Source organism: Vibrio sp. 10N.261.51.A3 (assembly GCF_041471965.1).
Taxonomy (GTDB): Bacteria; Pseudomonadota; Gammaproteobacteria; order Enterobacterales; family Vibrionaceae; genus Vibrio; species Vibrio crassostreae_C.
This window is the reverse complement of record NZ_JBFRPK010000059.1, coordinates 47990-60113: the sequence shown is the minus strand read 5'-3', so window position 1 is coordinate 60113 and position 12124 is coordinate 47990. Positions and strand designations below refer to the sequence as shown.

Below are 12124 nucleotides of genomic sequence, written 5' to 3'. Positions count from 1 at the left end.
AATATGTTTGGATTTCTGCGCTCAACACCGTCAAATCGTCATATTCTAAGTGATGATGAGGTCAATCAGAGTTACCGCTACTGGCGCCTTCACATCATGATAGGTATGTATGTTGGTTATGCCGGTTTTTACTTCACTCGTAAAACCTTTAATTATGCCGCGCCAGCCATGATCACCGACCTTGGTTTGGACAAAGGTGATATCGGCTTAATTGGCACGCTCTTTTACCTTTCTTACGGCTTATCTAAGTTTATCTCAGGGACAATATCGGATCGTTCAAACCCGCGCTACTTTATGGGGCTTGGCTTAGTCGCGACTGGTCTGATAAATATCGCGTTTGGCTTTTCAAGTTCGTTGGCGGCTTTCATTGCACTTTGGGTGCTCAATGCATGGTTCCAAGGCTGGGGTTGGCCTTCATGTTCTAAGTTATTGACGACTTGGTATTCTCGCTCCGAAAGAGGATTCCGTTGGGCAATCTGGAATACAGCACACAACGTTGGTGGGGCATTGATTCCTATTCTCGTCGGCTATCTAACTCTCCAGTACAGTTGGCGGTCAGGGTTTATATGGCCGGGTGTGATTGGTGTTTTTATTGGTCTTATCGTCTGTTGGCGTTTACGAGATAAGCCCACCACCATGGGACTCCCGACGGTAGGGAAGTGGCGCAATGACCATCTAGAATTAGCGCAAGAAAACCATGGGCAAGGGTTAAGCTATCGAGAGATATTGAAAACTTACGTGTTCAGCAACAAGTACATTTGGTTGCTCGCTTTTAGTTATGTGTTGGTTTACATCGTAAGAACGGCCGTCAACGATTGGGGTAATTTATATCTCACCGAAGAACACCATTACAGTTTGATTAACGCAAATGCTGCTTTGTCTCTATTCGAGATTGGTGGTTTTGTTGGTTCACTTGTTGCTGGATGGGGATCGGATAGGCTATTTGGTGGCAACCGTGGCCCGATGAACATCCTGTTTGCGATTGGTATTTTTCTCTCGGTATCGGCTTTATGGCTTATGCCTTTAACCAACTTTGTGTTTCAAGCGGCTGGGCTGTTTTGTGTTGGCTTTTTTGTGTTTGGCCCTCAAATGCTTATTGGCATGGCTGCAGCTCTCTCTGGTTACCCATTAGCGCTCGTTCTAGAAACTTATGGCTGGAGTGGGTTCTTCATTACCATCTCTACTTGTGCTGCGGTCATCGGGTTGCTGCTACTGCCTTTCCTACAGGCTCAATCACCTCAGAAAAGTGCAGAGGCTCGCTCTGGTTTTTAAGGGGTTTCTCCGTAAATAAGATAGCTGCTAATGGTCCCCTGGTTATTGTGCAGCTATCCTATCTTCAGCGTTTTTTATACGTAGCATTCAAATGTGACTCTTTTCACGCTTTTCATCGTTCTCACCCGTTTCTAAGAATTTTTCCTATTGCGTCTAAGACCTCATCTCATGTGGGTTCTAGCTGCTCTCTGTAGTCTTTCTAATTATTTACGTTATTAGAAATCAGCTCTCTGAATTGTGTTCAAAGGGCTCACTACGGAAAACGCCATGTCACTCAGCCACTTCTCAGAACACTCATTTTTCCCAATGGAAAACACCATCCAAAATTATGCATGGGGGAGCATTTCTTCGATACGTGAACTGTTTGGCTTTAAGAATGAGTCACAAGAGCCGCAAGCGGAAGTTTGGATGGGAGCGCATCCGAAAGGTTGTTCAAAGGTCAAGTTGGACCAACATGTGGTGCCTCTATCTGAGCTGATTAATAAGAATAAACCTGCCTATCTATCAAATGATATTGCCCAAGAGTTCGGTGAACTCCCGTTCTTGTTTAAGATCTTGGCAGCAGAAAAGGCGCTGTCTGTTCAGGTTCACCCAAACAAGCGCCAAGCTGAAATTGGCTTTGCGAGAGAGGAACAGGCAAGCATTCCTCTGACCGCAGGACATCGTAATTACAAGGATTCGAACCATAAACCAGAATTGGTTTACGCGATCACTGAATATCAAGCGATGAATGGGTTTCGAGAATTCGATGAAATATTAGGTCTGTTCAGAAAGTTGGATTCGAGCGAGCTGGCTGGTTTGGTTGAAGAGTTTGGCAACAACCTTGATTCTCTAGGCTTAGAAGCATTTTTCCGTGATCTGTTAACTCTAGATGACCAACGTAAACATCAAGCATTAGAGCAACTTCTGACTTACGCAGAGTCTCATCAAGACCAAGCTGAGTTTGCTTTGGTTACTGAGCTTAGCCATCAGTACCCGAACGATATCGGTTTGTTTTGTGTTCTGCTGCTTAACTTGATCACACTAAAGCCGGGTGAAGCGATGTATTTGAATGCGAACACTCCGCATGCTTACATTAAGGGAACTGGGCTCGAGATCATGGCAAATTCAGACAACGTGCTGCGAGCAGGTTTAACGCCAAAACACATTGATGTCGCTGAGTTAGTTGCGTGCACCGAGTTTACGCCAATCCCGTTCGAACGCTTATTATTAGCACCCTCAAAACTGGGTCAATGTGATAGCTATGATATCCCAGTCAGTGATTTTGATTTCAATATCTTTCATCGCCCTAAACAAGAAGAAGTGATCACAAGCGGCGCTGAAATTTTGATGGCAATAGACGATGATCTAACGCTCGTGAGTCAGAAAGGCGAGCATTTAACTCTTACTAAAGGGCAATCGGTATTTATCCCAGCCTATATTGGTCATTACGAATTGAGCAGTAAAGGACGAGTGGCTAGGGCGTTTAACTAGGGGAATGATTGTCGTATAACACTAGAAAGCTTTCGGGCTTTGGGTATGCGGTAAAGTCTTAGAGATATTAGCAAGAATGAACATTTCATAACAATAAGAGCTCTTTGAATCAGAAAACAAACGTTTTCATAGGTTGACTAATAAATGCAAACTGAAACAATAAGTCGTATTTATAGAAGTGTGTTGATCTAAAGGAAATTTGATGAGCTCTTATTCTCACGTTCGCAGTTACGCCAGTTTATTCAGTGCCTTATCGTTGGCGCTTGCGTCAGGTCCGAGTGCGGCTGATATATCAACAACACCCGTCATTGGTGGCGTGTTTAGCTCCAGTGAAGTGTTGAAAAATCAGGTGCTTTCAAGCCTAAGTTATTCTGCCAAACTCACTCGTGATGCGGCTCTTTTCACGATTGGTGGCGTTACATTAGATGCGTATATTCTCGCTCTCCCTTTAGATGTCAAAACCAAAGCTCGAGTCGTTGCTCAGTTATCCAATCCGACGTACTCAATTCCTTTGGGTTACTTTCTCTATAGTTATTACGACCGCTATTCAGGCTTGGGCAGTGAAGATGTGTTCAAATCTTACTTGTCGACGGTTTATGATAAGCAGGCGCTAAAGGGCTTTGAACATAGCCTCAATCATGTTGGAGATAAGCCAACCTCAGAGCATCACGAGCCAGATACCTCGACTGAAGCAACGGGACATCATGAAGGTATTCGTATCGATGAACAGTTCATTGCCAACATGGTGGTTATCTACGATGCGTTATTCGAAATTGGTGTTTGGCAGGATATGGACACGCTCCCTGCGAATTACACATACTTAACCAATAGCCCTGAAGATCTAGCGATCATCGCTCAGATTCAACCGATCATCGTTGATTTGATCGGTAAAGCGGCATTGGGAATGGATGAGGGCGACATGAAGTCTGCAATGTTGGCGATTGCAGAAGATGGTAAACCAGAAAACGCTGATAAGCCGAATAACAAAGCACAAGCTCTCACCATTACGCTCATCGATTTTGTGCGCTTAAACTTGCTAAAAGCTTACCGACAATTTGTGTTTAAAGAAGAACGCGCAGCAGCGCTAGATGATTGGATGCAGCAAGCGTTCAGTGACCAGCCTGATGCGCTCATTCAGTTCTTAGATTCCCAACAGCACAAACGTTTTGCGGTTCAAGTGACGGTCGATGGTTTACAGCAAGGATTGATCGAAGGTTTGGTCGATGAGAATGCGCCTTTCATTTCAGTGGCTTACCAAAATCATAAAAACCGAGCGCAATACAAACCTCAACTAGAAAAGGTCATTGAGCCAGAACATCAACAACAGGTGAGGTTCATGGAAGTTCTGTCTGAACAAACTTACCGTGATCCGAATTATCTTCCGTTCTTCAAAAATCTCTATCAAGAGCATCGAGACAATATTAGCCGAGTGGGTATCTCTTCTACTCCGACGATCAGCGTACGCAATTTACCGATCATTAAAACGGGCGCGAAAGTATCGGGGCAAGGTGGCACTGGCATCCCTAATTTCCACTTTGTCGACCGAGAGATCGACCGAGCGTATTACTTCTTCGGTAATGATGCCCTGCAGTTAGATGTGTTGATGGCAGACAACAAGGTTCAAACCATGTTTGATCGCCTTGATTACCTTAAAACGCTGAACTGCAACGCTCAATATGATTGGAATGCTCACACCACTTACGATGGGTTAGTAAACCTAGGTTTGGGTGAGTCACTACGTGATTATGGCGAGAAACGCTGCGTTAAAGAGCTTCAGGAACGTTCTGAAGTCGAAGTAACACTGCGAGAAAAGCGTGCTGCCTTGATTGAAGATATCGAAGCGTATTTGTCTATATCTGGCTTTGATTTTTTCACTAAGTTTTCAAAGAAGGCTCAGGTTAAACAGTCGATCACTCAGTTTGCCGAGTTAGATGGAAAAGGGATGCCAGACTACACCTTGGTGTATAACCCATGGCCGGATCACTTCGCACACTTTACCGGTCCTTTTAGTGACGAAATTCTGATGCCGACTGGAGAGCTTAACCGACTGGACTATTGGATACGCCAGATTGAAGCGACTTACCGTAGTGCAGGCGTTTACGATAAAACGCTGTGGGGCATGGCTGGGGATCATGGTTTAACGCCAGTGTTCTACGCGCTCAATCCCGAAAAGCAGGTATTTGAAGGCTTACAAGCAGAGCTAGAGTATCCAATAGTGGTTAAGAAGATATCTTCAGACGAGGGGGAGGGACCTAAAATTACCAATGCTTTAAGCTACCCAAGCTCGAAAGAATTGGATGTGGTGGTCGCCTCGACGGCTGGTGGTAACTTCATGATGGACTTCTTTAATTCAGCTCAAGGGTGGCAGGTTCAGCCTGTTTACCAAGAACTCACGCAGTGGTCTCCGATTGCAGCGCCAGATGGTCAGAACGTAGACATCATCAATCAGATAGCGCAACGTTTGCCTGAAAGTCTTGATTATATGGTCGTAAGAGAAAGCACATGTGATCAACAACGTTGCGCTGTTCGTGTGATTGGCAACCGTGATTTAAAACGGGTTGATGAATTGATCACACGTGAAGGTGACAAGCTTTTTTATGAGTCATTGGAAGACAACCGAGCGCCGATTTTGCTCGATACGCAAAGGTTAAATCCATACCTAGCATCACCAAGCGAAGCTGATTTTGCACAGTATTCTCAATTGGTAGAAAAGTGTATTAACCGAGCGGTTAAGGCGGATGTGACAACGTGGTGTAGCAGTGCTGAGTGGACTTCATTAACGCAACCAACACCTCGACCAGATTCAGTGAATCAACTGGCTAATATTTATCTTGAAGATAGGGCTGGCACGGTTAACTTGTTCCCTAAAGCGGGAATTGGTTACAACACTAAGGTGCCGGGGCGTCATGCTGGTGAGGATTACTTAGAGAAAGATGCCTTCATCGGATTCTGGGGAGCGCCAATTGGCGATAACTCATTACCATTAAAGATTGAAGCTAACGGATCTTTAGCGCCAACGCTGTTTGAGTATTTGACCGGAGAACCTGTGGTCGAAGGCGAGAACGGTTGGGGTTTTCCGTCGTTGATTGATAAATTAGACATTTCAACCGCGCGTTAAAGTAAGCGCTCTCTACCTACTCGCTATCTGTATTTTCTCTATGGTTAGCGAGGCTGAGAGTTAGCTAGGTGAGAGCCATCCCCACAAAATCCTCATCGCTGTCATCAACAATTTGGTAGCCAAGTGACTGATAAAAACTAATGGCGCGAGTGTTACTTCTAAAACTCGACAAGGTGACTTGCTCACGTCGCTCTTCCGTGGCTCTCTTATGTATGAGAGTCATGACTTGCTTGCCAAGTGAGCGGCCTTGGTTTTGAGGAAAAATGATCAGCAGATGAATATGGTAGGCGTTGTCATAAGGCTTAAAACACACAAGTCCAATCCTCTCTTTTCCTCGGTATACCCAATGAAACCAAGAGGGATGGTAATCGTTTAAAAGTCGTTGACGTTGGAAGTCGTCATCCCAGCCGAAAACGTTATCTACGTGTATGAAAATACCTTGTTTAACACACGCAAACAGTTCTTCGAATTCAGAATTTGAAACGAGCTGGAATTGTATATTCTCTTCTTTTATTGTCACTTAGCTTCCTTATTAAACGCTTTTTAATAAGCAAACAGTAACATAATTGAATAAGCCGAATTAGCTTAGATTTGCGATGTTATGAAACCAAAAAGCCATGCGTAGTGCATGGCTTAGAATAAAGTCTTGGATTGATTTTTCTATACGATCTTAAGCGCGTGATGGCGCGTGAGCTGTTTGTGTAGCGAGTCTTTTAGCTCCATGCGTTCTACTTTGAGGTTGTGCATGCTGTCGTCATCGATAGGGCTGCCAGAGATTTCTAGCTGACGGATGTCGTAGTCGAGTTGGTGGTATTTCTGCATGTCTGCTTTGAATTTTTCGTCGTCGTGGTTGAGCTGAACAATGTCTAATTTAAGATCTGGGAAATCTAAGATAAAGGCATGGTTTTCATTGAGCATTGGCACTTCCTCTCTAGTCGAATTATTAACAGTATAGAAGTAATTTTTCGAAAGAAATGTGGTTCAAAACACAAAGCCGTAAAGCGATCAAAAAAGGGCACAAACTCGAGGAATCATCTTCGAACTTGCGCCCTTTTGTATGTATATAGCTAGCTATTTATCGTTACATGTTTAGAACTATACGTGTTGAAAGCAGAAAGCTTACTTCGCTTTCTTACCAGAGCGTTGCTGCTCTTTGTGTGCAAGCTTCTCTTTCTTACGTTGATCGATAAGGTGAGCAGCATCGCCGCCTACGTGGGTTTCGCCACGAGCATTCGACAATTGAACTTGCTTTTCACGTTCGCGGAAACGCGCTTTCTGCTCGTCGCTGTGCTTATCAACACACTTAGGGCAGCTTACGCCTTTCTCAAAGTGCTCAGACGCTTTGTCTTCGTCTGTGATTGGCAGGCGACAAGCGTTACACACGTCGTAGCCGCTCTTCTCTAGCTGGTGGTTAACTGCAACACGACCATCAAATACGTAGCAGTCGCCTTCCCACATGCTCTCTTCTTCTGGTACTTCTTCTAGGTACTTAAGAATACCGCCTTCAAGGTGGTAAACTTCATCAAAGCCTTGCTCTTTCATATAGGCTGTTGATTTTTCACAACGAATACCGCCAGTACAGAACATCGCGACTTTCTTGTGCTTCTTAGGATCAAGATTTTCTTCAACGTACTGAGGGAATTCACGGAAGGTTTCTGTGTTTGGGTTTACAGCATTTTTGAATGTGCCGATGTCCACTTCGTAGTCGTTACGGGTATCAACCAGAATTACATCAGGATCAGAAATCAGAGCGTTCCACTCGTTTGGTTTCACGTAAGTGCCGACAACGTGGCGTGGGTCGATGCCCTCAACGCCCATGGTTACGATCTCTTTCTTAAGCTTAACCTTGGTGCGGTTGAATGGTTGTTCTTCGTTGAACGACTCTTTGTAAACAACATCAGCCAAACGAGAATCTTGTTTGAACCATTTAAGAAGAGCGTCGATAGATTCGCGCTTACCTGCAACGGTGCCGTTGATACCTTCACTCGCAAGTAACAAAGTACCGCGGATTTGGTTGGCTTCTAAAACATCAGTGAGTGGCTGGCGAATTTCTTGGTAATCATCAAGTGCTACGAATTTATACAGAGCACATACAACATATTGAGACATGGTTTTTCCTTTCTGCGAGCTGGAACGTAAATCCAGAGCGTTGCCTTTTATGATACAGACTGAGTTTAATTTACTCAGGTTTGTCCATATTGGCTTATTAAAATCCGCCGCAGTATAACCAAGCCAAGGAAGGACAAAAACCAACCAAAAGTAGGGCTATTTATCATTTCAATTTGTATGGTTTATGGACTAAGAAATGCAATGAAACCGTTTTATCTGGTTCGAATTACAACACGTATTCCCAAACCAAAAAGGCCCTGCTGTAAAAACAGCAGGGCCTTGGTATTGAATCTGTCTGACTTAATCAGCGATTACGCTTGGTTAAGTACTTCAGCTAAGCGTTTCACCGCTTCCGTCAATTCTTCTGGGTTGGCGTTGGTGAAGTTTAAGCGCAGTGCAGCTTTTGCTTCATCAGCCTTTGGATAAAATACTGGGCTTGGTACAACCGCCACACCATTAGAGAGTAGGGTTTTAGCCAGTTCAAAGGTGTCGCACTCTGGGATTTCAACCCAAATGAACATTCCGCCATCAACGGATTTTAATACGCAGTCAGCAGGCAGCTGTTTCTCTAGTTCTGAAAATAATACTTCATAACGAGACTTGTACAGGGTGCGAATGTTTTCCATGTGTACGTTGAAGTCTTCATGTTTCAGAAGACCAACAAGCAGCGCTTGCATAGGTACACTTGAGTGTAAGTCTGCGCCTTGCTTTACTTTGATCAGTGGCTCAAGGTAGCTGCGTTTACCTGTTACCGCGCCAATACGTAAACCTGGCGATGCAATTTTAGAGAATGAACGAAGAACGATAGAGTTGTCAGGGCAGAACGAAGAAACCATTGGCAGCTCAGTGCCTGTAAAGCGCAGTTCGCGGTAAGGTGCATCTTCAATGAATGCCACGTTGTATTTAATACACAGTTCAGCTACTTTTTGACGAGTTTCTGTTGCCCAGCACACACCTGTTGGGTTGTGAAAATCAGGCACGGCGTAGAACATTTTAGGTGATTGCTCTGCAAAGCACGTCTCTAGTTCATCTAGGTTTGGGCCAAATTCTGTTTGAGACACAGTCACAATGTTTGCTTGAACTAAGCCAAACACTTGCATCGCACCCAAGTAGCTTGGCGCTTCCATCACAACCACATCATTCGGATCAACATACGCTCGTGCAATTAAATCCAAACCTTGCTGAGAACCGGTACAGATCATTGCTGTGTGAGTCTCTGGCAGTTGGTAGCTTTGCGTAAGGTGATCAAGCAACGGGCCGTAACCCGCAGTAGAACCGTATTGGAAAACTTCAGGCATGTTCGCTAGGTTTTCTAGCGTTGGCTTCATTAAATCGATAGGGAATGTTTTCTCGTCCGGTAAACCACCGGCCAATGAGATGACATTTGGATCGCTTGCGGCTGCGAGGATCTCTCGAATGTATGAAGATTGAATCTGTTGTAATGACTGTGCGATTTCCATGTGTTGTGTCTCGTCGTTTTTCGTTTTTATTCTATCGCTTGATATTACACGGCAATTGTAAAAACAAGCGTGTCCGTTTATGCTCATAAACATGTCCATTTATGCTATTTGAAAAATGTCACGACAACACATATCCCGAATCAATGATGTTCTGTTCCATATTCACCAAGACATCAGCCAGCCTTTGTCGGCAAAAGCGCTCTCCGAGATTGCGGCTTATTCAGAACAACACTTCCACCGCACCTTTAAAAGCGTGGTTGGGGAGTCGCTGCATCAGTACATTCGACGTACTCGAATGGAGTATGCGGCCAATCAATTGATGTTCGATACCACGTCGTCAGTGGTAGAGATTGCCAGTAAATGTGGCTTTAGTTCGGTGTCTTCATTTAGCCGAGCATTCAAAGCGACCTTTAACATGTCGCCGGGCGAGTGGCGTAAACATGATTTACAGATAGCAGAAAAACCCTATTTGAAAGATCCCGAAGTCGCGGCGGGTTATTTGAACGTGGCGCAGCGAGTTTTACCCGAACCGAAGATCGTTGAAACACCGGAGCGCATGGCGGCTTATGTTCGACACACTGGCTATAACCGTTCCATTCGCAACGCATGGTTGATATTGAAAGCGTGGGCGAACTCCGAACAGCGTGACTTTTCAAGTCAGTTTGGTTTGCATCACTCAAACCCTGCTTGGGTTGAAATGGACCAGTGCCGTTATGTGGCGTGTATCGCGATTGATGAGCCGATTAAGTATCGCAGTGTCGTGAACCAGATGGTGATTCCGGGTGGTTTACATGCGGTATTTCGACTGAATGGCCGCTATGGTGAACTGCTACCACAGATCAGTATGGTGTTAGAAAAGTGGCTACCTACGTCAGGTTTCAAGCAGCGCTCAACGCCTGCTTATGTGCATTATCATCAGAATCATTTTCTCAACAGTGAAGAAGTGTTTGAACTCGATTTTTATCTTCCGGTGAGTTTCTACTAACCGATCTAAAGCTACCTATTTGGCTCGCTAGCGCAAATTCACTTAATCGATGGTTGTGGTGTTTTCTTGAATTAAGCTTTGCTCTTTTGTTGAGACGAATTAGCAGTGCCAATGACAACAAGCATTTCTATGTAGGTGAATTAACAGAAAAGCGCTTTGTTGATAATTTACCCCAGTAGATGATGACAACGTGCGGATTAAACGATAGCATCCCCTTCTAATTGCAAATAGTTCTTAATATCACTCGTTAGAATATGACCATTACCCACAAAGATTATCTAAAAATCGCTTTCCCTTTCATCATCTCAACGGTGACTCAGCCTCTGCTTGGCGCCGTGGATACCGCCGTGATCGGACAGCTTGGCATTGCTGAACTGATTGGTGGCGTGGCGATCGGTACCATCATTATGAACACCATGTATTGGTTGTTTGGCTTTTTCCGTGTTAGTACGACAGGGCAAAGTGCGATGGCCTTGGGTAAGGGCAATCGCTCTGAGTTAGCGGGCAGCTTGATGCGTCCATTTGTGCTATCTGGTTTGGTGGGTTTGCTCTTCATTTTGATACAGCCGCTCATCTGGCAAGGTGCGATGTGGGTGATAGAACCTGAAGCGAACGTGGCTGAGCACGCGCGCATCTACTTCAGTATTTTGATTTATGGCGCGCCTTTTGTGCTGCTCAACTACACCATTATCGGTTGGTTGATGGGGCAAGCGAAAGCTAAAGAAGTCTTATACACACAAGTGTTTGGTAACGTGTTGAATATTGTCTTGGATGCGGTGTTCGTACTTTATTTCGACTTGGGTGTGGCTGGTGTCGCTTACGCAAGCTTGATTGCACAAATCACTACTTTTGCGATTGGTATGATGCTGGTGATGAAGACGAGCAACATCTCGATCTCTGAGTTCCTGCAAGGCTCGAAGATGACCAAGAAAGACCTTTCGACAATCATTTCATCAAATACTGACCTACTGTTACGCACGATTTGTATCTTAGTATTCTTTAACATGATGGCGCGCACAGGCTCAAAGTTGGGTACCGATGTTCTGGCTGCTAACGCAATCTTGATGCAAGTAACCTTTATTGTGAGTTACATGTTTGATGGTATTGCCAATGCATCGAGTGTGTTCGCGGGCAAAGCGGTAGGACAGAAGAATCCTTCAATGTTGGACTGTGTGTTAAGGCTCAATTTCCAATGGACAGCCAGTTTTATTGCTGCGTTAACGTTATTGACCTTGGCATTTAAAGACAACATTGTTTTCTTGTTTACCGATATCCCAACGCTTGTTGCGCTATACCAAGAGATGGCACCGTGGTTGATTGTGTTCCCGCTGGTGGCTGGCTTTGGTTTAACGGTTTACGGCATCTTTACTGGAACAGGAACTACACGTCCGGTTCGAGACTCTAGCATCGCTACCTTGGCGGTATTCTTGGCTGTACAGGCGTTTTCGGTCGATTTGTGGGGCAATCATGGTCTGTGGTTGGCGTTTACTTTGTTCTATCTTGGGCGTATTGCATTCTTGTATCCGTTCATCGCTCAAGTTAAGCGGAAATGCCTTCCAATGACATAAGTAATAACAGCTACCACAAAGCTGAGGTCATATAGAATCATTACGAAAGCGCCTGACTGTTTCTTGTAGTTAGGCGTTTTTTTGTTTCTAACGGATTGTGACCATAGATGGTTTCACAGGCAAATTTTTTGCGATCTGG

General features: G+C 44.6%; 8 protein-coding genes and 1 pseudogene. 5 read left to right on the top strand and 4 right to left on the bottom strand.

Annotation, left to right across the window (positions count from 1 at the left end):
* Window positions 1-3: 3 nt before the first annotated feature.
* The 3 genes from AB4371_RS15090 (at window position 4) to AB4371_RS15080 (ending at window position 5863) form a co-directional block, all read left to right on the top strand.
* Entirely contained in the window at window positions 4-1272 is a 1269-nt protein-coding gene (locus tag AB4371_RS15090) for an MFS transporter (RefSeq protein WP_372150267.1), read from the top strand.
* Between the two features lie 267 nt (window positions 1273-1539).
* Window positions 1540-2745 carry a mannose-6-phosphate isomerase, class I gene (gene manA / locus AB4371_RS15085; RefSeq protein WP_372150266.1) on the top strand — a complete coding sequence of 402 codons (1206 nt, stop codon included), beginning with the start codon at window positions 1540-1542 and terminating at the stop codon, window positions 2743-2745.
* A 202-nt stretch (window positions 2746-2947) separates the two neighbouring features.
* On the top strand, window positions 2948-5863 hold the full coding sequence (locus tag AB4371_RS15080; protein WP_372150265.1) for an alkaline phosphatase family protein: 2916 nt from the start codon (window positions 2948-2950) through the stop codon (window positions 5861-5863).
* Between the two features lie 44 nt (window positions 5864-5907).
* Here AB4371_RS15080 and AB4371_RS15075 read toward each other — a convergent pair.
* The 4 genes and pseudogenes from AB4371_RS15075 to AB4371_RS15060 all read right to left on the bottom strand — a co-directional run bounded on the left by AB4371_RS15075 (window position 5908) and on the right by AB4371_RS15060 (window position 9432).
* Window positions 5908-6362: pseudogene (locus AB4371_RS15075) on the bottom strand (GNAT family N-acetyltransferase).
* A gap of 161 nt (window positions 6363-6523) precedes the next feature.
* Window positions 6524-6781 carry a YdcH family protein gene (locus AB4371_RS15070; RefSeq protein WP_009846137.1) on the bottom strand — a complete coding sequence of 86 codons (258 nt, stop codon included), beginning with the start codon at window positions 6779-6781 and terminating at the stop codon, window positions 6524-6526.
* 201 nt (window positions 6782-6982) lie between these two features.
* The gene (locus AB4371_RS15065; protein ID WP_065679380.1) at window positions 6983-7972 is read right to left on the bottom strand and encodes a rhodanese-related sulfurtransferase; all 990 of its coding nucleotides are present in this window, start codon (window positions 7970-7972) and stop codon (window positions 6983-6985) included.
* Window positions 7973-8283: 311 nt separating this feature from the next.
* On the bottom strand, window positions 8284-9432 hold the full coding sequence (locus tag AB4371_RS15060) for a PLP-dependent aminotransferase family protein (RefSeq protein ID WP_280588711.1): 1149 nt from the start codon (window positions 9430-9432) through the stop codon (window positions 8284-8286).
* Between the two features lie 115 nt (window positions 9433-9547).
* Here AB4371_RS15060 and AB4371_RS15055 point away from each other — a divergent pair, with 115 nt between their 5' ends.
* Entirely contained in the window at window positions 9548-10417 is an 870-nt protein-coding gene (locus AB4371_RS15055; protein ID WP_017111368.1) for a GyrI-like domain-containing protein, read from the top strand.
* Window positions 10418-10671: 254 nt separating this feature from the next.
* Entirely contained in the window at window positions 10672-11985 is a 1314-nt protein-coding gene (locus tag AB4371_RS15050) for an MATE family efflux transporter (protein ID WP_372150264.1), read from the top strand.
* Window positions 11986-12124 lie beyond the last annotated feature (139 nt).

What these genes read in the sequence shown, in the direction of transcription:
- AB4371_RS15050 (WP_372150264.1), top strand. Translation starts at nt 10,672, where the DNA reads ATGACCATTACCCACAAAGATTATCTAAAAATCGCTTTCCCTTTCATC.
- AB4371_RS15060 (WP_280588711.1), bottom strand. Translation starts at nt 9,432, where the DNA reads ATGGAAATCGCACAGTCATTACAACAGATTCAATCTTCATACATTCGA.
- AB4371_RS15055 (WP_017111368.1), top strand. Translation starts at nt 9,548, where the DNA reads ATGTCACGACAACACATATCCCGAATCAATGATGTTCTGTTCCATATT.
- AB4371_RS15065 (WP_065679380.1), bottom strand. Translation starts at nt 7,972, where the DNA reads ATGTCTCAATATGTTGTATGTGCTCTGTATAAATTCGTAGCACTTGAT.
- AB4371_RS15090 (WP_372150267.1), top strand. Translation starts at nt 4, where the DNA reads ATGTTTGGATTTCTGCGCTCAACACCGTCAAATCGTCATATTCTAAGT.
- AB4371_RS15080 (WP_372150265.1), top strand. Translation starts at nt 2,948, where the DNA reads ATGAGCTCTTATTCTCACGTTCGCAGTTACGCCAGTTTATTCAGTGCC.
- manA (WP_372150266.1), top strand. Translation starts at nt 1,540, where the DNA reads ATGTCACTCAGCCACTTCTCAGAACACTCATTTTTCCCAATGGAAAAC.
- AB4371_RS15070 (WP_009846137.1), bottom strand. Translation starts at nt 6,781, where the DNA reads ATGCTCAATGAAAACCATGCCTTTATCTTAGATTTCCCAGATCTTAAA.